The 21,841-nt window shown below is 40.4% G+C and carries 20 protein-coding genes; 10 read left to right on the forward strand and 10 right to left on the reverse strand.

Annotation, left to right across the window (positions count from 1 at the left end):
• Positions 1–3: 3 nt before the first annotated feature.
• The gene (gene nadC, locus PVK63_RS12765) at positions 4–891 is read right to left on the reverse strand and encodes a carboxylating nicotinate-nucleotide diphosphorylase (protein WP_130087756.1); all 888 of its coding nucleotides are present in this window, start codon (positions 889–891) and stop codon (positions 4–6) included.
• Between the two features lie 112 nt (positions 892–1,003).
• Here nadC and ampD point away from each other — a divergent pair, with 112 nt between their 5' ends.
• From ampD to lpdA, 5 genes are all read left to right on the forward strand, one after another.
• Positions 1,004–1,555 carry a 1,6-anhydro-N-acetylmuramyl-L-alanine amidase AmpD gene (gene ampD, locus PVK63_RS12770; protein WP_130087810.1) on the forward strand — a complete coding sequence of 184 codons (552 nt, stop codon included), beginning with the start codon at positions 1,004–1,006 and terminating at the stop codon, positions 1,553–1,555.
• Between the two features lie 288 nt (positions 1,556–1,843).
• Positions 1,844–2,614 (forward strand): pyruvate dehydrogenase complex transcriptional repressor PdhR, encoded by a 771-nt coding sequence (pdhR, locus tag PVK63_RS12775; protein ID WP_130047198.1) that lies wholly within the window; start codon positions 1,844–1,846, stop codon positions 2,612–2,614.
• A gap of 55 nt (positions 2,615–2,669) precedes the next feature.
• On the forward strand, positions 2,670–5,333 hold the full coding sequence (aceE, locus tag PVK63_RS12780; protein WP_130087755.1) for a pyruvate dehydrogenase (acetyl-transferring), homodimeric type: 2,664 nt from the start codon (positions 2,670–2,672) through the stop codon (positions 5,331–5,333).
• 27 nt (positions 5,334–5,360) lie between these two features.
• Positions 5,361–7,238, forward strand: coding sequence for a pyruvate dehydrogenase complex dihydrolipoyllysine-residue acetyltransferase (gene aceF, locus PVK63_RS12785; protein WP_130087754.1), 1,878 nt, complete (start codon positions 5,361–5,363; stop codon positions 7,236–7,238).
• 275 nt (positions 7,239–7,513) lie between these two features.
• Positions 7,514–8,941 carry a dihydrolipoyl dehydrogenase gene (gene lpdA / locus PVK63_RS12790; RefSeq protein WP_130043990.1) on the forward strand — a complete coding sequence of 476 codons (1,428 nt, stop codon included), beginning with the start codon at positions 7,514–7,516 and terminating at the stop codon, positions 8,939–8,941.
• A 106-nt stretch (positions 8,942–9,047) separates the two neighbouring features.
• Here the strand turns inward: lpdA and PVK63_RS12795 are convergent, their stop codons facing one another.
• Positions 9,048–9,653, reverse strand: a complete 606-nt coding sequence (locus PVK63_RS12795; RefSeq protein ID WP_130043991.1) for a TetR/AcrR family transcriptional regulator — start codon at positions 9,651–9,653, stop codon at positions 9,048–9,050.
• Positions 9,654–9,979: 326 nt separating this feature from the next.
• Here PVK63_RS12795 and hpt point away from each other — a divergent pair, with 326 nt between their 5' ends.
• Entirely contained in the window at positions 9,980–10,510 is a 531-nt protein-coding gene (gene hpt, locus PVK63_RS12800; RefSeq protein ID WP_130043992.1) for a hypoxanthine phosphoribosyltransferase, read from the forward strand.
• 498 nt (positions 10,511–11,008) lie between these two features.
• Positions 11,009–11,260 carry a DUF1127 domain-containing protein gene (locus PVK63_RS12805; protein ID WP_130087753.1) on the forward strand — a complete coding sequence of 84 codons (252 nt, stop codon included), beginning with the start codon at positions 11,009–11,011 and terminating at the stop codon, positions 11,258–11,260.
• A 75-nt stretch (positions 11,261–11,335) separates the two neighbouring features.
• Here the strand turns inward: PVK63_RS12805 and can are convergent, their stop codons facing one another.
• A complete protein-coding gene (can, locus tag PVK63_RS12810) occupies positions 11,336–11,995 on the reverse strand; it encodes a carbonate dehydratase (RefSeq protein WP_165366823.1) in 660 nt (219 codons plus the stop codon).
• A 292-nt stretch (positions 11,996–12,287) separates the two neighbouring features.
• Here can and PVK63_RS12815 point away from each other — a divergent pair, with 292 nt between their 5' ends.
• The 3 genes from PVK63_RS12815 to PVK63_RS12825 all read left to right on the forward strand — a co-directional run bounded on the left by PVK63_RS12815 (position 12,288) and on the right by PVK63_RS12825 (position 15,780).
• A complete protein-coding gene (locus PVK63_RS12815; protein ID WP_130087751.1) occupies positions 12,288–13,943 on the forward strand; it encodes a SulP family inorganic anion transporter in 1,656 nt (551 codons plus the stop codon).
• A 149-nt stretch (positions 13,944–14,092) separates the two neighbouring features.
• Complete coding sequence (locus PVK63_RS12820; RefSeq protein WP_130087809.1) at positions 14,093–15,010, forward strand: ABC transporter ATP-binding protein; 918 nt, start codon at positions 14,093–14,095, stop codon at positions 15,008–15,010.
• Positions 15,010–15,780, forward strand: a complete 771-nt coding sequence (locus PVK63_RS12825) for an ABC transporter permease (protein WP_130046426.1) — start codon at positions 15,010–15,012, stop codon at positions 15,778–15,780. Before PVK63_RS12820 ends, PVK63_RS12825 begins: the two co-directional genes overlap by 1 nt.
• A gap of 117 nt (positions 15,781–15,897) precedes the next feature.
• Here the strand turns inward: PVK63_RS12825 and panC are convergent, their stop codons facing one another.
• The 7 genes from panC to sfsA all read right to left on the reverse strand — a co-directional run bounded on the left by panC (position 15,898) and on the right by sfsA (position 21,814).
• A complete protein-coding gene (panC, locus tag PVK63_RS12830) occupies positions 15,898–16,779 on the reverse strand; it encodes a pantoate--beta-alanine ligase (RefSeq protein ID WP_130046427.1) in 882 nt (293 codons plus the stop codon).
• A 9-nt stretch (positions 16,780–16,788) separates the two neighbouring features.
• A complete protein-coding gene (gene panB / locus PVK63_RS12835; RefSeq protein WP_130046428.1) occupies positions 16,789–17,583 on the reverse strand; it encodes a 3-methyl-2-oxobutanoate hydroxymethyltransferase in 795 nt (264 codons plus the stop codon).
• A gap of 22 nt (positions 17,584–17,605) precedes the next feature.
• Entirely contained in the window at positions 17,606–18,091 is a 486-nt protein-coding gene (folK, locus tag PVK63_RS12840) for a 2-amino-4-hydroxy-6-hydroxymethyldihydropteridine diphosphokinase (protein ID WP_130047107.1), read from the reverse strand.
• Positions 18,088–19,413, reverse strand: a complete 1,326-nt coding sequence (gene pcnB, locus PVK63_RS12845; RefSeq protein WP_165371215.1) for a polynucleotide adenylyltransferase PcnB — start codon at positions 19,411–19,413, stop codon at positions 18,088–18,090. The genes folK and pcnB overlap by 4 nt, the downstream gene beginning before the upstream one ends.
• A gap of 122 nt (positions 19,414–19,535) precedes the next feature.
• On the reverse strand, positions 19,536–20,429 hold the full coding sequence (gene gluQRS, locus PVK63_RS12850) for a tRNA glutamyl-Q(34) synthetase GluQRS (protein ID WP_130087750.1): 894 nt from the start codon (positions 20,427–20,429) through the stop codon (positions 19,536–19,538).
• Between the two features lie 64 nt (positions 20,430–20,493).
• Positions 20,494–20,943: an RNA polymerase-binding protein DksA gene (dksA, locus tag PVK63_RS12855; protein WP_130087749.1), complete on the reverse strand. Its 450-nt coding sequence runs from the start codon at positions 20,941–20,943 to the stop codon at positions 20,494–20,496.
• A gap of 163 nt (positions 20,944–21,106) precedes the next feature.
• Complete coding sequence (gene sfsA, locus PVK63_RS12860) at positions 21,107–21,814, reverse strand: DNA/RNA nuclease SfsA (protein WP_130087748.1); 708 nt, start codon at positions 21,812–21,814, stop codon at positions 21,107–21,109.
• Positions 21,815–21,841 lie beyond the last annotated feature (27 nt).

Raw genomic sequence — 21,841 nt, forward strand, 5'->3', positions numbered from 1 at the left:
TATTTACTTAAAACGCATCGATAAATCCATGGCTTTAAGGTGTTTTGTTAGTGCGCCAACAGAGATGTAATCAACCCCTGTTTCTGCAAACTCAGCAATCGTATCTAAAGTGACATTACCAGAGTTTTCTAGTGCGGCACGACCAGCGTTAATTTTTACTGCTTCACGCATCATGTCAGTGGTGAAGTTATCGAGCATGATAATGTCAGCCCCTGCATTAATCGCTTGTTGCAGTTCTTCTAAACTTTCAGTTTCCACTTCTACTGGTTTACCAGGGTTAAGTTCTTTTGCTGTTGAAATCGCTTTTTCAATTCCGCCACACGCGATGATGTGATTCTCTTTAATTAAGTAGGCATCAAATACGCCAATACGGTGATTGAAACCACCGCCACAAGCGACAGCATATTTTAATGCACTGCGTAAACCCGGAATGGTTTTACGAGTATCAAGCAGGCGGCATTTGGTGTGTGCAATTTTTTCAGCGTAGGTTGCTGTTACGGTTGAGCACCCAGATAGGGTTTGAATAAAGTTCATTGCATTACGCTCACCGGTTAATAGTGTGCGAGCTGGGCCTGTTAACGTACAAAGCGTTTGGTTTGGCTCTACCTTATCACCATCTTCTACATGCCATTCAATAGAAACGGTACCGCCTAGTTGTTTAAAGACTTCATCGGCCCACATTTTTCCACAAAACACACCATGTTCACGAGTGATGATGGTCGCTACAGAGTGCGTATCTTCAGCGATTAAACTTGCTGTGATATCTGTACTTACCTCTAATGTACCGCCTAAATCCTCACGTAATGTGTCAGAAACCGCACGAGTGATTTCTGCGGGAAGCTGTTGTTTTAAATACTCAAGGCGAGAGGCGCTATCATGGGTTTTGATCATGGTAAGGTCCATTGAATGTGTGAAATAGGATTATGGCGACAATAATACTCGCGCTAGAGCAGAATTTCATCATAAGATACAAAGATTAGTTTAATTTGAACGGGAATAAATGATGATATTCACTTTATCAACAGATCATTGGCTTAATGAAGCAAATCATGTCGTCTCACCATTTTATGACGAGCGTCCTGATGATAAAGATATTTCATTATTGGTTGTCCATAATATCAGTTTGCCACCAGGGCAATTTGGCGGGCCGTATATAGAGCAGTTATTTACAGGAACGTTAGATCCTAATGAACACCCATTCTTTAGCGTTATTTATCAGTTTAGAGTATCAGCTCATTGCCTAATTAGACGAGATGGTAGCGTCATTCAATTTGTCCCATTTAATGCAAGGGCTTGGCATGCAGGGGCATCTTCATTTGCAGGTCGTTCACGTTGTAATGATTTTAGTATTGGTATTGAGTTAGAAGGCACTGATTTTACGGCATACACGCAAGAACAATATGAAAGCCTGGCTGCCGTAACAAACGTGCTACAAGGCGCTTACCCATTGATAAGAGATGAAAGAATTACAGGTCACCAGTATATTGCCCCGTTTAGAAAGAGTGATCCTGGCCTTTCATTTAATTGGGATAAATACCATAAGTTAAGGAAATAGAAGGAGTTAGCGGTATGATTTTTTATTGTTTTTTCTTAATTTTGAAGCGGTTTTATTTATTGTGAAAATCCAATTGGTCATACCAATTATAAACACCATGTTTTCGTAATGTTAATTAAAGGTGTAAATCAACTCTGTTCCATGATTCAAATCAACTTTTATCTAGACAAATTCCCTTTTTTAATGATAAATTGCCTCTCAAATTAAATTGGTAATACCAATTATTTAAAGTGACGAATGACTCACGGTAATGTGAGAAGTAATCAACTTAAATTAGGTCGAGCTACGATGACATATCAAAGGATACGTCAGCCAAAGCTGTCTGATGTAATCGAGCAAGAGCTTGAACGGCTGATTTTAGAAGGAACTCTTTCCCCAGGTCAGAAATTACCAGCAGAAAGAGAGTTAGCGAAACAGTTTGATGTCTCTCGCCCCTCAGTTAGGGAGGCGATACAACGTTTAGAAGCGAAGCATTTATTAACTCGTCGCCAAGGTGGTGGCACTTTTGTTAATAAGGGCTTATGGCAAAGTTTTTCAGAGCCGTTGTTAGATTTATTAGCGACGCATCCTGAAACACAATTTGATTTACTCGAATCGCGCCATGCGCTGGAAGGTATTTCAGCTTATTACGCTGCTTTACGTGGTAATGACGAAGATTTTAAGCGGATTAAAGAGTCACATTATTTAATCCAGCAAGCACAACAAGATGGGGATATTAAAGCGGAAGCTTCCGCTGTTATGAACTATCTTATAACGGTGACAGAATCAGCGCACAATGTGGTATTACTTCACATGGTACGTAGCCTGGAGCCTTTGCTTGAACAAAATGTATTACAAAATTTTACCCTATTAAATCGTCGTGAATCGGTGGTAGAAAAGGTAAGAGAGCATAGAGCGGAGATTGTAGAAGCGATAGTGTCAGGGAAGCCTGAAGAGGCTCGTTTGGCGTCGCACTCACATCTTGCTTATATTGAAGAAACATTGTTGGAATTGACAAAAGAGGAGAGCCGTAGAGAGTGCTCGCTTCGTCGAATTCAACAAAGTAATGATATGGATTAATTCGGTCCATTTCATTGTCACCCTATTTGAACCAACAAATAAAAGGATAGCTCGCATGTCTGACATGAAGCATGACGTTGATGCACTAGAAACTCAAGATTGGTTAGAAGCACTTGAGTCAGTTGTACGTGAAGAGGGTGTTGAACGCGCCCAGTATCTATTAGAGCAAGTTCTTGATAAAGCTCGTTTAGATGGTGTTGATATGGCTACAGGTATCAATACTAACTACATCAATACCATCCCTGCAACGCAAGAACCTGCGTACCCAGGTGATGTTACTCTTGAGCGTCGTATCCGTTCAATTATTCGTTGGAACGCTATCATGATCGTTCTACGTGCTTCTAAGAAAGATTTGGATCTAGGTGGCCACATGGCATCTTACCAATCTGCTGCTGCATTCTACGAAGTATGTTTCAACCACTTCTTCCGAGCTCCTAATGAGAAAGATGGTGGTGATTTAGTTTATTACCAAGGTCATATCTCTCCAGGTATCTACTCTCGTGCATTCGTTGAAGGCCGCTTAACTGAAGAGCAACTGGATAACTTCCGTCAAGAAGTTGATGGTAAAGGTATTCCTTCATACCCGCACCCTAAACTAATGCCTGAATTCTGGCAGTTCCCTACGGTATCTATGGGTCTTGGTCCAATTTCTGCTATCTATCAAGCGCGTTTCCTTAAGTACCTTGATGGTCGTGGTCTTAAAGACACTTCAGCTCAACGTGTATACGCTTTCTTAGGTGATGGTGAGATGGATGAGCCAGAATCTCGTGGTGCAATTTCTTTCGCTGCGCGTGAAAAACTGGACAACCTATGTTTCCTAATCAACTGTAACCTACAGCGTCTAGACGGCCCAGTAATGGGTAACGGTAGCATCATCCAAGAACTTGAAGGTCTATTCAAAGGCGCAGGTTGGAACGTTGTTAAAGTTATCTGGGGTAGCAACTGGGATTCTCTACTAGCTAAAGACACGACTGGTAAGCTTCTTCAACTAATGAATGAAACTATCGATGGTGACTACCAAACATTTAAATCTAAAGATGGCGCATACGTACGTGAGCACTTCTTTGGTAAGTACCCAGAAACAGCTGCATTAGTCGCTGACATGACTGACGATCAAATCTTCGAATTGAAGCGTGGTGGTCATGATTCTTCTAAACTGTTTGCTGCATTTAATAATGCAAAAGAAACAGGTGGTAAACCTACAGTAATCCTAGCTAAAACAGTTAAAGGTTACGGCATGGGTGATGCTGCAGAAGGCAAAAACATCGCACACGGTGTTAAGAAAATGGACATGACTCACGTACAATACCTACGTGATCGTCTAGGTCTACAAGACATTCTTTCTGATGAGAAAGTAGCTGAACTTCCTTACTTAAAACTAGAAGAAGGTTCTGCTGAATACGAATACTTACACGCTCGTCGTAAAGCACTACAAGGTTACACGCCTAAGCGTCTACCTAAGTTCACTCAAGAATTTAAAGTGCCTGAACTTGAAGAGTTTGCTCCCCTACTAGGTGAGCAAAAACGTGACATCTCTACAACGATGGCTTACGTTCGTACGTTAAATATCCTACTGAAAAATAAGAACATCGGTAAAAACATTGTTCCTATCATCTGTGATGAAGCGCGTACATTCGGTATGGAAGGTCTGTTCCGTCAGATTGGTATCTACAATCCACACGGTCAGGCATACACTCCTGAAGATAAAGGCATTGTTTCTTACTACAAAGAAGCAACATCAGGCCAAGTTCTTCAAGAAGGTATCAACGAATTAGGTTCAATGGCGTCTTGGGTTGCTGCTGCAACATCATACAGCACTAACGATCTTCCAATGATCCCATTCTACATCTACTACTCAATGTTCGGTTTCCAACGTATTGGTGACATGGCATGGTTAGCGGGTGACCAACAAGCACGTGGTTTCCTATTAGGTGCTACTGCTGGTCGTACAACGCTAAACGGTGAAGGTCTACAACACGAAGATGGTCACTCACACATCATGGCAAACACAGTTCCTAACTGTATTTCTTATGACCCAACGTTTGCTTACGAGCTAGCGGTAATCATGCAAGACGGTATCCGTCGTATGTATGGTGAGAACCAAGAAAACATTTACTACTACCTAACAGTAATGAATGAAAACTACGCAATGCCAGCAATGCCAGAAGGCGCAGAAGAAGGCATCCGTAAAGGTATCTACAAGCTTGAATCTCACGCTGGTGCTAAAGCTAAAGTTCAGTTAATGAGCTCTGGTACTATCATGAACGAAGTACGTAAAGCGGCACAAATCCTAAGTGAAGAGTACGGCGTAGCGTCTGATATATTCTCTGTAACATCGTTCAACGAACTAACTCGTGACGGTCAAGATGCAGAGCGTTACAACATGCTACACCCAGAAGCAGAAGCGAAAGTACCGTACATCACAACTGTTCTTGGTAACGAACCAGCAATCGCTGCGACAGATTACATGAAGAACTACGCTGAACAAGTACGTGCATTTATGCCAACTGAATCTTACAAAGTACTTGGTACTGATGGTTTTGGTCGTTCAGACAGCCGTGAGAACCTACGTCGTCACTTCGAAGTTAACGCAGGCTACGTAGTTGTTGCTGCTCTAACTGAATTAGTGAAACGTGGTGATATTGAGAAATCTGTTGTTACAGAAGCTATTGCTAAATTCAATATCGACACAGAAAAAACTAACCCGCAATACGCATAAGACTTCCATTAATTAAGGAAACAAACAATGACAATCGAAATTAATGTACCTGACATCGGTGCAGATGAGGTTGAAGTAACTGAGATTCTAGTTAAGGTCGGTGACCGAGTTGAAGAAGAGCAGTCACTGATCACTGTTGAAGGCGATAAAGCTTCAATGGAAGTTCCTGCGTCTCAAGCGGGTATCGTTAAAGAGATAAAAATCTCTGAAGGCGATTCAGTAACAACAGGTTCTCTTATCATGCTCTTTGAAGCAGAGGGTGCTGCGGCACCTGCTGCTCCAGTAGTTGAAGCGGCTCCAGTAGCTGCTCCTGCTGCTGCATCAGTTGCCGAGCTTAAAGAAGTTCACGTTCCAGATATCGGCGGTGATGAAGTTGAAGTAACTGAAATCATGGTTGCTGTTGGCGATACAGTAGAAGAAGAGCAATCTCTTTTAACTGTTGAAGGCGACAAAGCATCGATGGAAGTACCTGCGCCATTCGCTGGTACAGTGAAAGAAATCAAAATCGCTTCTGGTGATTCAGTATCTACTGGTTCTCTTGTGATGATCTTTGAAGTTGCAGGTTCAGCACCTGCTGCAGCTCCTCAAGCGGTAGCAGCACCAGTTGCAGCGGCTCCAGCAGTATCTGTTGAGAAAGAAGTAAACGTTCCAGATATCGGCGGTGATGAAGTTGAAGTAACTGAGATCATGGTTGCTGTTGGCGATACAGTAGAAGAAGAGCAATCTTTAATTACTGTTGAAGGCGACAAAGCATCAATGGAAGTTCCTGCTCCGTTCGCTGGTACTATCAAAGAGATTAAGATTGCTGCAGGCGATAAAGTATCGACTGGCTCTCTAATCATGACGTTTGTTGTTGAAGGCGCAGCACCTGCAGCACCTCAAGCGGCGGCGGCTCCTGTTGCACAAGCAGCACCAGCACCAGCAGCTGCGGCTTCTGCTCCTGCAACTACGAGCGAATTTGAAGCGAACAACGATTACGCTCATGCGTCTCCAGTTGTACGTCGTCTTGCTCGTGAATTTGGCGTAAACCTAGCGAAAGTTAAAGGTACAGGTCGTAAGAACCGTATCCTTAAAGAAGATGTTCAAGGTTTCGTTAAAGATGCACTTAAGCGTCTTGAATCTGGTGCAGCAGCATCTGGTAAAGGTGGTGACGGTTCAGCTCTTGGTTTACTTCCTTGGCCAAAAGTTGATTTCAGCAAGTTTGGTGAAACTGAAGTTCAGAAGCTTTCTAAGATCAAGAAGATTTCTGGTGCAAACCTACACCGTAACTGGGTGATGATCCCTCACGTTACACAGTGGGATAACGCAGACATCACTGAGCTAGAAGCATTCCGTAAAGAGCAGAATGCAATCGAAGCGAAAAACGACACAGGCATGAAGATCACGCCACTTGTGTTTATCATGAAAGCGGTTGCGAAAGCACTTGAAGCGTTCCCATCGTTTAACTCTTCTTTATCTGAAGATGGCGAAAGCATCATTCTGAAGAAGTACGTAAACGTAGGTATCGCTGTTGATACGCCAAACGGTCTTGTTGTTCCTGTATTTAAAGACGTGAACAAGAAAGGTATTTACGAGCTATCTGAAGAGCTTATGGCTATTTCGAAGAAAGCACGTGCTGGTAAGCTAACGGCGTCTGATATGCAGGGTGGTTGTTTCACAATCTCAAGCCTTGGTGGTATCGGTGGCACAGCATTTACACCAATCGTAAATGCACCAGAAGTAGGTATCCTAGGGGTATCTAAGTCTGAGATTAAACCTGTATGGAATGGCAAAGAGTTCGCTCCACGCCTACAGCTTCCACTGTCTCTGTCTTATGACCACCGTGTTATTGATGGCGCAGAAGGTGCTCGTTTCATTACGTTCTTAAACAGTGCCTTATCTGACATTCGTCGCCTAGTACTGTAATTAGCGGTTATTGAAACAAACAATAAGGTGGCTAATGAGCCACCTTATTGCTTAATAAATTAAGGGATTAACCTCTTAATTTGAATTTATTAAAGCAATTTGCGGTGATTTCAATGTTCCTATCTTTGAACATACAAACGTGAATTGTTGTCTAGCTCACAGGCTAACTTAATCTAGCTTTCACACTGTTAACATCTATGTAAAATAGACACAGTCTGAAAACAATAATAGAACATTTGTCAGCCTGTTAGGGAAATGACTATAACGAGGTCAAAATGAGCAAACAAGTTAAAGCCCAAGTAGTTGTACTTGGTTCAGGTCCTGCTGGTTACTCTGCTGCTTTCCGTTGCGCGGATTTAGGTCTAGAAACAGTATTAATCGAGCGTTATAACACGCTTGGTGGTGTATGTTTAAACGTGGGTTGTATCCCATCAAAAGCACTTCTTCACGTATCTAAAGTTATCGAAGAAGCAAAAGCAATGGCAGATCACGGCGTTGTTTTTGGTGCTCCACAAACAGACATTAATAAGATCCGTATCTGGAAAGATAAAGTAGTTACTCAGTTAACTGGCGGTCTTGGCGGCATGGCTAAAATGCGTGACGTTAAAGTTATTAACGGTTTTGGTAAGTTTACTGGCCCTAATACGATTGAAGTTGAAGGCGAAGAAAACACAACAGTTACGTTTGATAACGCTATCATTGCTGCGGGTTCTCGTCCAATTAAACTTCCGTTCATCCCGCATGAAGACCCACGTATTTGGGATTCAACTGACGCGCTAGAACTGAAAGAAGTTCCAGAAAAACTATTGATCATGGGCGGTGGTATCATCGGTCTTGAAATGGGTACGGTTTACCACTCTTTAGGTTCTAAAGTTGAAGTGGTTGAGATGTTTGATCAAGTTATCCCTGCTGCGGATAAAGACATCGTTAAAGTGTACACAAAACGTATTAAAGATAAGTTCAAGCTAATGCTTGAGACTAAAGTAACGGCTGTTGAAGCAAAAGAAGATGGTATCTACGTTTCAATGGAAGGTAAAAAAGCACCTTCAGAAGCTGAGCGTTACGATGCGGTTCTTGTTGCTATCGGTCGTGTACCAAATGGTAAACTTATCGATGCTGAAAAAGCAGGTATCGAAGTTGATGAGCGTGGTTTCATCAATGTTGATAAGCAAATGCGTACTAATGTTGCTCACATTCATGCAATCGGTGATGTTGTTGGCCAACCAATGCTTGCTCACAAAGGTGTGCATGAAGGTCACGTAGCTGCTGAAGTTATTTCTGGTAAGAAGCACTACTTCGACCCTAAAGTAATTCCTTCAATTGCTTACACTGAGCCAGAAGTTGCTTGGGTTGGTAAAACAGAGAAAGAAGCAAAAGAAGAAGGTCTGAACTTTGAAGTTGCTACTTTCCCATGGGCAGCATCAGGCCGTGCAATCGCATCTGATTGTGCAGATGGTATGACTAAGCTTATCTTTGATAAAGAAACTCACCGTGTTATTGGTGGTGCTATCGTTGGTACAAACGGTGGTGAACTACTTGGTGAAATCGGCCTTGCAATCGAAATGGGTTGTGATGCAGAAGATATCGCTCTTACTATCCACGCTCACCCAACTCTACATGAGTCTGTTGGCCTAGCAGCGGAAGTATTTGAAGGTTCAATCACTGACCTTCCAAACAAAAAAGCAGTTAAAAAGAAAAAATAATTCTGATTAACAACGCGTTTGTTAAGACATAAAAAAACCGCTGAGAAATCAGCGGTTTTTTATTATCATTTCCTGAATCCTGAATCCTGAATCCTGAATCCTGAATTTATTTATAAATACACAGCATATTTAAGAAACAGTTAGCCGTGTCTTCAAGTTCTTCAATTGAAGAGCTGCGATTCGCTTGAATGAAAACAGAGTAGCAAATGCCATGCAGCATTTTAGCTAAGTTTTCAGGCGTATGATCGTTACACACTTCGTTACGCTCAATACCTTCTTCAAACATCGTACGGATGATCTTCTGATTATTCACATGCGTGCTTAAGAATAAAGGCCATACTTCTTCGCGAGTAGACGTACTCCATTCAAACCAGACTTTGATCCACTTTTCACCAGATTGAACGGTATCAATAATGTTCATTAAGAGGGTATGAAGGTTAGTGCGTACATCAAGTTCAAGAGAAATTGAGTTCTGTACGAATTGGTGGAATTGTTCTTCTACTTTATTCAATACATCATCAACAAGATCTTCTCTCGTTGGGAAATAGTTGAAAACGGTAGCGACAGATACTTGTGCTATTTCAGCAACATCAGCATGGCCGCCACGGCCAATACCACGTTGTGAAAATACCTCGATAGCTATATCTAGTAGTTGTTCTTTACGCTTTTCTGGGGATAGCCTTGTTCTAGGCCTTTTTTGGATCGTATCCATTTTAATATATCCTTGCCAACAAATTATTATTTTATATAGGGTTTTATTATTATTATTCTCAATAACTTTACATAAGGCTGATTATATATTCAACAATTATTCAGCTTATCAATTAAAAATATGACGAAGTTAAAGGTTATTTTTTCAAGTTGCAGCGATTTACCGTATAAATCTATTTTTGTTGAATTTTCTTTATAAAGTGGCAAGGTTAATATTAGAGACATAAAAAACTTTTGTAATTGGATCTACGTCAACGACCGTTTTATTGTAAACTGTAGAGGTCTAAATCTTGCCTTAGGTAAGTTCAACGAATTAAGTGAGATAGTATGAAACATACAGTAGAAGTGATGATCTCTGAAAAAGAGGTTGCTCAACGTGTTAAAGAACTAGGCCAACAAATATCTGAACACTATAAAGAGTCAGAAGGATTGGTGATGATAGGTTTGTTACGTGGTTCATTTGTTTTCATGGCTGATTTAGCACGAGCGATTGATACGCCAATGACGGTGGACTTTATGACAGCATCAAGCTATGGCAATAGCATGGAGAGTACACGTGATGTACGCATCCTAAAAGATCTTGATGATGATATTAAAGGCAAAGATATTCTGCTCGTTGAAGATATTATTGATACAGGTAATACGTTAAGTAAGGTATGCGAGATATTGTCTATTCGTGAGCCTAACTCAATCACTATTTGTACGTTGCTTGATAAACCTTCTCGCCGTGAAGTTGAAGTAAAAGTAGATTGGATTGGTTTTTCAATCCCAGATGAATTTGTTGTTGGTGTGGGTATTGATTACGCTCAAAAATACCGTAACTTACCTTATATTGGTAAAGTCGTACCACAAGAATAATACGCTTCATTATTGTCGTATTGGTATTATTTAAATTAAGCCGAAGATACATTTGTTTCTTCGGCTTTTTTATTGATATATCTATATTTTATATAATATAGCGGAAAGTATGGTCAAACAGGGCAAAATAAACAATGTTTAGAATGAATATATAGTTACCAGTAAACTAATAGTGCATTCATTTTGTTTTAATTATGTTGCTAATTTGTGCTTGATTATTAATCACTATTGGTTACAATTTAACCGTAAATCTAATTTACAACTTACCCATTTATAGAATTAATTTTACGTTTTAGGAGGTCAACATGACAGTTATTCATTCATACAAAATGTGTTGCGCCACCACTATGTCGTTTACACCCGTTAACGATCAAAACGATTAATTAATTCGTAACCTTCTTTGGCTGCGAATATTGCGGCTATCTTATCTAAGAAGGGAACTGCCTACCTTATGATGCCAGTCGCACTATATTCTCAGCTTACTATTGGAGAAATATTATGCGTCATTCACTATACCTACGTTTAGCTACTTTATTAATTAAAGCCGATCTTGCTCGAGAAGAGCGTGAATGGAAACGAAAAGTTCGTAAAGTTCAATATGAGATCCCTTGGGGAAATGAATATCTATTAAGAGATATTAGTTTGCATATTGATGGTCGAACAATCAGTGATCTTGAGGTTCCAGCAATAAAAACTGAACGCCAAATCCGCCATCTTCGTCGACTCGTGCGTTTGAGAATAGCAACGTAAAATAAAGCCAGAGAAATTAAGGTGATGTTTTCTCTGGCTATTGTCTAATGTAATAAAAGGGGAGTTGTTGCCCTTTTATTTTTCACCGCTAGTCTGTGTTATAACAGACATAGCTGCTTGGTAGGATATTTCTAATGATTCTCGACTGTGGCCTTTTACACCCAGATCATTCAAAACGCCATCTCCCATACCGTAAACAACGCCGTGAACTTGAACGTCTTGTCCTCGTTCCCAAGCGGTTTGCATTACGGTTGAATTACCAACGTTATAAACTTGTTCTGCGACATTTATCTCACACAACTTATCTCCCCATTTCTCACGAGGTAAACTGCCAAATACAGTTCTGTGTTTTAGATAAAGATCTCTAATATGAAGTAACCAGTTATTAATAAGGCCTAGTGGGGGGTTATCAATGGCTGCATTCACACCACCACATCCATAATGCCCACAAACAATGATGTGTTTAATTTTTAAAACATCGACGGCATATTGCAAAACAGACAGGCAATTTAAATCAGTATGAATTACTTGGTTGGCTACATTACGGTGAACAAATAGTTCGCCTGAATGAAGTCCAGTTAAACGTTCAGCAGGAACTCGACTGTCAGAGCAACCAATCCATAAAAAACCAGGGTTCTGTCCTTCCTCAAGCTGAGTAAAGTATTCAGGGCGTCCCGCTTTAATTGATTTTGCCCATTTAGAATTATTTTCAAAAAGCTCTTTAATTTCTGGCATTTTAAATCTCTCATCCCTTAAATACATAAGAAGCAAGGGGGTTCCTTACACTTCTTTCTGTTAAAAACGTCAACAGGTCTATTTACTATACACAATGTTACAATTTCAATCTGCTAAAAACTTGCATGAAAAGTACTCATCTGACGAGTAGAGGCGTTAAAAGAAGCGGCTGGAGTATTAATTAGATAAATAGGACATAAGCTGAAGTCATTAGTTCTAATTAATAGTTATGAGAGATGAATAACTTTTGTTAAATTAATGGCGATACGAGTTTATAAACAGGGAGCTAACGGTGTTTGGGCAACGATTTGAGAGTGTAAACTTTAAAGGTGATTTATTTGGTGGGGTAACGACAGCCATCATATCACTGCCTTTGGCATTGGCCTTTGGTGTTGCTTCAGGAGCAGGGGCTGAAGCAGGGCTTTGGGGAGCCATTATGGTGGGGCTTTTTGCTTCTCTATTTGGTGGTTCTTCAACATTAATCTCAGAACCAACGGGACCAATGACGGTCATTATGACCGCGGTCTTAACCAGTATGGTCGCTAAATACCCTGAGACTGGAATTGCAATGACGTTTACCGTTGTGATGATGGCTGGTGCATTTCAGATCCTTCTTGGGACATTAAAGCTCGGTAAATACATCACTTTAATGCCATACAGTGTTATTTCAGGTTTTATGTCAGGCATAGGCATAATTCTCATTATCTTACAGCTTTCCCCCTTGCTTGGCCATGCAGCACCAGCAGGTGGTGTTATAGGAACGCTGAAAGCTTTACCTGATACATTGGCGCATTTAGATATTAAAGAACTCTTTCTTGGTGTATTGACGCTTGGTGTTTTGTTCCTTTTTCCTCAACAGTATCGTAAATATGTTCCTGCTCAATTAGTTGCTTTAGTTGCTGTTACACTTATTTCAGTCATTATTTTTGATACAGATTCTATTCGTCGAATTGGAGAGATCCCCGCAGGTTTACCTTCCATTGTCATTCCTACCATTAACAGTGATATGTTTATGACCATGGTCATTGATGCTTTAGTGCTAGGTACATTAGGGTGTATTGATACGCTATTAACCGCTGTTATTGGTGATTCATTAACACGTAAAGAGCATGACTCAGATAAAGAGTTACGAGGCCAAGGCTTAGCAAATATGATCTCTGGCTTATTTGGTGCGCTGCCTGGCGCTGGTGCAACAATGGGGACGGTTACTAATATTCAAGTGGGTGCTCGTTCACCACTATCTGGGGTATTTAGGGCTGCGGTGCTTGCTTTAGTGGTATTGGTTGCGGGTGGATTAACAGAGCCGATCCCAATGGCTGTTCTTGCGGGTATTGCCGTTTATGTCGGCTTTAATATTCTTGATTGGAGCTTTATCCAGCGAGCACATAAAGTCAGTTTTGCTGGCATGGCCATTATGTACGGTGTAATGCTACTGACGGTATTTGTCGATTTAATTGTCGCCGTTGGTCTTGGTGTTTTTATTTCTAATATCATTATCATTGAACGCTTAAGCCGTGAGCAAGCTCGCCAAGTAAAAGCAATTAGTGATGCCGATGAAGATGATGTCCCTCTCACTGATAGCGAAAGACGTTTATTGGATAAAGCGAATGGAAAGGTGTTGTTCTTTTATTTATCAGGGCCAATGATTTTCAGTGTATCTAAAGCGATTGCACGTCAACACTCCAGTATTTCTGATTATGAAGTGATGATTTTAGATTTAACCGATGTTCCGATGATAGATGTAACCGTTGGTTTGGCGTTAGAGAATGCGATTAATGATGCGTTAGATGCAAATTGCAAAGTGTATTTATTGTGTCCGAATGAAAAAACCAGAGAGCAATTAGAGAAGTTTCATGTAACAGACTTAGTTCCTGATGAAAATACGTTTAAATTTCGTTATGAGGCACTTAAGTCAGCGATTAGATACGTTTCACCTGATGAAATCTAAGTGAATAATTTAGTTATTTTTAATCAAGCCGTAGAGTGGTTTTCTCTGCGGCTTTTTATTATCTAATCGTTTTCAAATTTGCATTCATCGTCATTCAACGATAAGCTAACTTGAATAATAGATGCTTAATCTAGGTGATGAATAAACATATGTACGCATTAGAGATAGAACAATTACGAAAAACATATGCCGGTGGTTTTGAAGCGCTCAAGGGCGTGGATTTAACCGTAGAGCAAGGTGATTTTTATGCCCTGTTAGGGCCAAACGGTGCTGGTAAATCAACAACCATTGGGGTAATTAGCTCACTTGTTAATAAAACCTCTGGTCGAGTTAAAGTGTTTGGTTATGATATCGATACTGATCTTGTTCAGGCTAAACAGCAAATCGGTTTGGTTCCTCAAGAGTTTAATTTTAACCCATTTGAAACCGTGCAGCAGATAGTAATACAACAAGCAGGCTATTATGGTGTTTCTCGTTCATTGGCAAAAGAGAGAGCACAAAAATACCTAACTCAGTTAGATCTGTGGGAAAAGAGAAATGATCGCGCACGTAATTTATCAGGTGGTATGAAACGCCGTTTGATGATCGCTAGAGCCTTAATGCATGAACCTAAGTTATTGATCCTTGATGAACCTACAGCCGGTGTTGATATTGAACTACGTCGCTCAATGTGGGAGTTCTTAAAGCAAATTAATGAGCAAGGTGTGACGATTATTCTTACTACACATTATCTTGAAGAAGCTGAGATGCTGTGTCGAAATATTGGAATTATTAATAAAGGTGAAGTCATCGAAAATACATCGATGAAACGATTATTAAATAAACTTCAGGTTGAAACTTTTATCTTAGATTTGGCAGAAAATAGCCCAACACCTCAGTTGGAAGGCGCTAAAATCACAAGCAGTAAAGAAGGTTCGATTGAGGTTGAAATAGATAAATCACAAGGGCTTAATTACCTTTTTGAACAATTAAACCATCAAGGGGTAAATGTACTTTCTATGCGAAATAAAGCGAATCGATTAGAAGAGTTATTTGTCAGTATTGTTCGTTCAGGGGAAGCTAAATAATGATGAACTTATATTGGACAGCATTCAAAAGCCTTATATCTAAAGAGATAAACCGATTCACACGTATTTGGGTGCAAACACTGGTTCCACCAGCCATTACCATGACGTTATATTTTATCATTTTTGGTAATTTGATTGGTTCACGTATTGGTGAAATGAGTGGCTTTAGTTATATGGAATATATTGTTCCAGGTTTGATAATGATGTCTGTTATCACTAACTCTTACTCGAATGTGGCTTCTTCGTTCTTTAGTGCTAAGTTCCAAAAAAACATAGAGGAGTTACTTGTCGCTCCTGTACCTAATTACATTATTATCGCTGGTTTTGTTGGTGGTGGTGTTGTTCGAGGTTTATTGGTTGGTGCGTTAGTGACTTGCGTGTCTCTGTTTTTTGTTGATATTCAAATTGCGCATTTTGGTGTGATTATACTGACAGTATTAATGACATCGATTGTATTCTCTTTAGGTGGATTGATTAATGCGGTTTTTGCTAGAACCTTTGATGATATCAGTATTATTCCGACGTTTATTTTAACGCCATTAACGTATTTAGGTGGGGTATTTTATTCGATTAGTTTGTTGCCTGAATTCTGGCAAGGCGTCTCTAAATTAAACCCGATTGTTTATATGGTAAATGCATTTCGTTATGGTTTTTTAGGTGTATCTGATGTTGGTATTGGTACTGCATTTGCGGTATTAGCAGCATTTATTGTGGTGCTTTATGCCGTGGCTCTGCACTTAATCTCTAAAGGTACTGGCCTTAGAAGCTAATATTAGTGCCAGGACAGGACAATAAAAAAGGGCAGACGATCAGCGATCATCTGCCCTTTTGTTTAGTCGTTAATCATACTAATGCTATTAATGAACATCTAGTTCGTTACATTGGTATTATTCTTCAGTGTCTTCTTCGCTTGCGGCAATATGAAGTTCAACCACTAAGTTATCAATCAAGCGGACTTGACCAAGGAAGGCTGCCATAAGGATAACAGCTTGAGTTGTCTCTTCTGTCGGCTCTTGCAGCGTTCTTGCATCACGAATGAATATTTCATCAGGCTGTAAATCTGCTGCACGTAGTTGATCACTAGCGTCTTCAATTAGAGATAGATAATCATTACGACCACCACGCATTTGGCTGCTGATCCAACGCATAGTGCGAGCTAAAACAGGCGCTCGCTGACGCTCATTTAATGTCAGCAGGTTATTGCGAGAGCTCATTGCTAAGCTATCAGCTTCACGTACTGTTGCAACACCAACAATCTCGATATCTAAGGCCATATCAATGACCATTTGACGAATAAGCGCAAGTTGTTGGAAATCTTTCTCACCAAAGCAAGCAACATCAGGTTGAACAATGTTGAATAGTTTATTAACAACCGTTGATACGCCTCTAAAGTGACCAGGGCGAGAAGCGCCTTCCAAAATGGTAGAGATAACCGGAACATCAACAGTCGTTTGTTTATCTAACCCTTCTGGGTACATGATCTCTGGCGTTGGAGTAAAGACAAGATCAACCTTTTCAGATGTGAGTTTTTCAACGTCTTCATCTAATGTTCTTGGGTAATTTGTTAGATCATCAGCATTGTTAAATTGCATCGGGTTAACAAAAATACTAGCAACAACAATATCAGCATGCTCGCGAGCAGTGCGGATCAGTGTTAAATGACCTTCATGCAGGTTTCCCATTGTTGGAACGAAAGCGATACGCTTGCCTTCGCGTTTCCAAGCTTTGATCTGCTCGCGTAATGGTAAAATTTCAGAAAAAATGTCCATTACGTTTCCTTAATTAAATGTATGTTCAGCGGCAGGGAAGACACCTTGCTCAACATCTTGAATATACTTGGTGACCGCTTCACGCATATCACCGGTTTCCGCTAAAAAGTTTTTAGAGAATTTAGGCATATAGTTAGCAGAAATACCGAACATGTCGTGCATTACTAGGATTTGACCATCCGTAACATTACCTGCACCAATACCAATAACAGGAACAGTACATGCTTTTGTAATGCGTTCAGCAAGAGAAGCAGGAACACATTCTAGTAGAATAATTTGAGCGCCAGCGGCTTCAAGTGTTAGTGCGTCTTTTACCATTTGTTCAGCTTTTGCTTCATCACGGCCTTGAATGCGGAACCCACCAAAAATATTAACCGATTGAGGGGTTAAACCAAGGTGTGCACAAACTGGTACTGCGCGTTCAGCAAGGATACGAATGGTTTCAGCGATCCAAGCGTCACCTTCAATCTTCACCATGTTAGCGCCCGCTTGCATTAGCTTGCCTGCATTTTCACACGCTTGCTCAGGGGTAGCGTAGCTCATGAATGGCATGTCAGCCATTAATAGACTGTTTGGACTACCTGCACGCACACAACGAGTATGGTAAGCGATCTCTTCAGTTGTTACAGGCAAAGTATCACTCTTGCCTTGTAAAACCATACCTAATGAATCACCGACTAATAGAACAGGGACTTCTTGCTGTTCAAATAGTTGTGCGAAGCTAGCATCATATGCTGTAACAGTGGCAAATTTTTTGCCTTCTTGCTTCCACTTCATTAAGTCATGAATAGAGATTTTTTTCATAAAACATCCTTACTAGAAGCGATTAATCTTCCCAAATGGACAAACCATTTCTATCTACAGTGTTTAATAACTGAGAGAGGGTTGTGCCATCAGGTAAAGTTAAATCATTATAAAGTTCAGCGAGCGGATAAAGAACAAATTCACGTTCTTTCATGCCATAGTGAGGCACAGTTAATCGCTCATTGTCGATCGTTTGATCGCCAAATAAAATAATATCAAGATCTAAAGTTCTTGGTCCCCAGCGCTCTTCTTTACGCACACGGCCTTGCTCAAGCTCAATCTTTTGAGTGAGTTCCAATAATTCCATTGGAGCAAGGTTGGTCTCAATCTCAACAACCGCATTAATGTAATCTGGTTGATCTTGAGGGCCCATTGGTGAACTGCTGTAAAGTGAGGATACGGCTGTTACGTTGGAGTCCGGAAGCTGATGCAATGCATTGATTGCCACTTTAGCTTGAGCTACGGGGTCTCCAAGATTACTCCCAATCGCAATAATTACTTTGATCATGAATCGTTATTCGCACGTTTTTTCTTACGATATGGGCTACGACGCTTACGAGTCCCTGTAGAGCGGCCACCATGAAGGTTTTGGACCATATTATTACGGTGCGGTGCAGGTGCATCTTGGAACTCTGTCCACCAATCCGAAAGTGTTTTTATTTCACCACCTTCTACTTTTCCGCGCATTTCAAGGAAATCATAAGCAGCACGGAATTTTTGTTGTTCGATAAGTACGAACGCGCGCTTGCCATTTCGACGAGGTAAGCGAAGCTGAAGTTGCCAAATATCACGGATAGTCGCCGTTAATCGACGAGGGATTGCGGTGCTTTTAACTTGAATATCAAGCATGATATTAGCCGCTTCCATAATGGATTCGTAGTGATCATACTTTGGATTTTCATCCTGAATTTCTTGTGCTTTAGCTGTAAGAGGGTACCAAAGCATTGCCGCAAACATAAAGGCTGGGTTTACACGCTTACCGCTATTAATACGTTTGTCTGTTGAGTGCAGAACTAATTCAATCATTTGCTCAGTAGGGCTCTTACCTTCTTCTGTTAAGAAAGGCGTCAGTGCTGGAAACAATTGTTGAAATAAATTCAATTCACGTAATAAATAGTAAGTATTTAATCCTTTACCGGCTTGCAGCAGTTTTAATGACTCTTCAAACAGTCGAGCGGCAGGAATATCTCTTAAAAGCGGAGATAACTCTACAATTGGCTCTACCGTTTTATCACAAATAGTCATGTCTAACTTAGCAGCAAAACGCACAGCTCGAAGCATACGAACAGGGTCTTCACGATAACGCGTTTCAGGATCACCAATTAAACGTACCAGATTATTATTTAAATCTTCAATACCATTGGCGTAATCATGAATCGAATAATCGGCAATATTGTAATACATGGCATTAATGGTGAAGTCGCGGCGTTGAGCATCTTCTTCTACTGTGCCATAAACATTATCACGCAGCAGCATGCCTTCTTTGGACTGAGCTGAGATATTTTTCTTCTCGGACTCTTCTTCTTTGTGGTGACCACGGAAGGTTGCCACTTCAATGACATCTCTACCAAATAGAATATGAGCGAGACGGAATCGACGACCAATTAAGCGACAATTACGAAATAGTTTTTTGATCTGCTCTGGTGTTGCGTTAGTGGCGATATCAAAGTCTTTAGGCTCTTGACCTAGAAGAATGTCGCGCACCCCTCCACCTACGAGATAAGCGTCGTATCCCGCATTACTTAAGCGGTAAAGAACTTTTAGTGCATTATCACTAAGATCTTTACGTGAAATATTATGTTCTTGGCGTGTGATAACGTTCAGTTTCAAATCCTCTGTAGAGCAAATATCACTGTTGTTTTTGAGTAAATTACGGCAAAAACGGGCAACTTGATTAAAGATAATAACCTCGATATTCAAGTGAGCAGTCAAAAATAGGCGCACATCATAGCTTAAATTGTGGGTTTTGAGAATGGGGTAGTGATCTCGAGCCCAGTTGGGAGCTGTTTTAGTTGCCAATTTTTGATTGCCCATTGAAAAATTTCATTCAATGTGGCGGTTTCTATGTCCTTTGGTAAGACAAACCCTAAAAAACACAACGCTTCAAGTAAGGTTGGAATTGGATTTGTGTTATCAATTGCAGGAGCATAGTTTTGTTTTGATAATTTGTTTCCTAGCTCATCAACAGCAAGGGGTAAGTGAAGGTAGCTAACTTCTTTTACTCCTAATTGGCGATAAAGCGAAATTTGGCGTCCTGTGGGCTCTATTAAATCAGCGCCACGAACCACTTCAGTCACACCTTGGTCAATATCATCTAAGACCACTGCAAGATTATAGGCAAATAATCCATCTCTGCGTTTAATAATAAAGTCTTCTTGAGCCAATTGTGCTGGTATTTGAATCATCCCGTGCTTTATATCATAAAATGACTCAACAGGATGCTGCATTACTAAGCGTACAGACGCGTTATTTTCTGAAAGGTGTTTATATCTACAGTGGCCTAAATAAAATCCGCCAGCTTCTTTTATTTGTTTTCGAGTACACTGGCAAGAATACGCATCACAGTTATCAATCCATTGGTTAATTTGATATTGATACATAGCGTGACGTTGGCTTTGATACACAATCTCATCATCCCATTCAAAACCGTAATCTTCTAAGGTTTGAATGATCAAAGAGGAGGCACCAGGTATCTCACGCGGTGGGTCTAAATCCTCAATGCGAACCAGCCATTTTCCTTGCTGTGATTTCGCTTGTAAGTAGCTCCCTAAAGCTGCAACAAGGGAACCAAAATGCAGTGGACCAGATGGGGATGGAGCAAAGCGACCTATGTATTGAGTAGTCATAGACATTCACTGTATAAACGTAAAAAAGGGAGCCAGCGCTCCCTTTTTATTATATTGATTGGTATTAGCCAGCCATTTGCTTTTCTTTGATTTCTGCAAGTGTTTTACAGTCAATACAAAGGTCAGCGGTTGGACGCGCTTCTAAGCGACGAATACCGATTTCAACACCACAAGAATCACAGAATCCGAAATCTTCGTCTTCAATCTTGTTTAGTGTTTTTTCAATTTTTTTAATTAGACGGCGTTCACGGTCACGGTTACGCAGTTCTAAACTAAATTCTTCTTCTTGAGCAGCGCGATCCACAGGATCTGGGAAATTCGCAGCTTCGTCTTTCATGTGATTTACTGTGCGTTCAACTTCTTCTCTAAGTTGATTGCGCCAAGCTTCTAGAATCTTCGTAAAGTGTTCAATTTGGGCTGGGCCCATGTACTCTTCACCTGCTTTTTCCTGGTAAGGTTCAACACCAGCGATAGCTAGAATACCTAGCGTTCTTTTTGTATTGCTCTCTGGCATTACAGCTTCTCCTAAACGTCTTTGACTCTCACTAGCCAAATGAGGGCGCTATCTATAACAGAAAGAAAAGAGGCAATCAAATATTGATTTCATCAATTGAGATCCAGTAGCAAGAACGTAGCACTTTTTTTAAAAAGAATGTAAGCATTGCTAAATAAAGCAGCTAAATACAAAAAGGTAGCTTGCGTACGATCTTCATCTCTTTTGATGACATCTCTGCTTGGTAGCAGAGAACGGTAACCCCACTTTCAATCGCATCTAATAATAAAGAATAATATTGATGGTCTATATGGTGTGCGATTGAGACTTTTTCAATGCCTGAATGTAAAACAGCGAAAAATAATACTGCTTTTTTTCCATTTAGGGCGATTTCACTCAGCTCTCGTAAGTGTTTTTGACCTCGGGTTGTGACGGCATCAGGAAAGAATCCTTGGCCTTGGTCTCCCAATAACGTAACGCTCTTTACTTCAATATAGCAGTCAGGCAGTGAATCTTCACTAAGTAGGATATCAATTCGGCTATTTTCTGAGCCGTATTTCACTTCCGTTTTAAGTGTAGTGTACTCATTTAACTCATCAATGCTTTTATTGTTAATGGCTTCAACCACCAATTGATTTGCTCGAATAGTATTAACGCATATTATGTGATTACTTTCTGTGACGCTGAGCTCCCAACTATTAGGGTATTTACGTTTTAGGTTACTAGATGTTGAAAAAAACACCGTATTGCCAGGCGTTGCACAACCAGTCATTGCTCCTGTGTTGGCGCAATGGATAGTTCGTTCACTTTTATCTGGTAATTCTATGTCTGTTAAAAAGCGTTTATAGCGTTTTATTAATATTCCAGATTCTAATTTAGGTTCAAATTTCATTTAACTACTGTTTTTTTGTACAATGGT

The sequence above is a fragment of the Aliivibrio sp. S2TY2 genome (assembly GCF_028765525.1).
Lineage (GTDB): Bacteria > Pseudomonadota > Gammaproteobacteria > Enterobacterales > Vibrionaceae > Aliivibrio > Aliivibrio finisterrensis_A.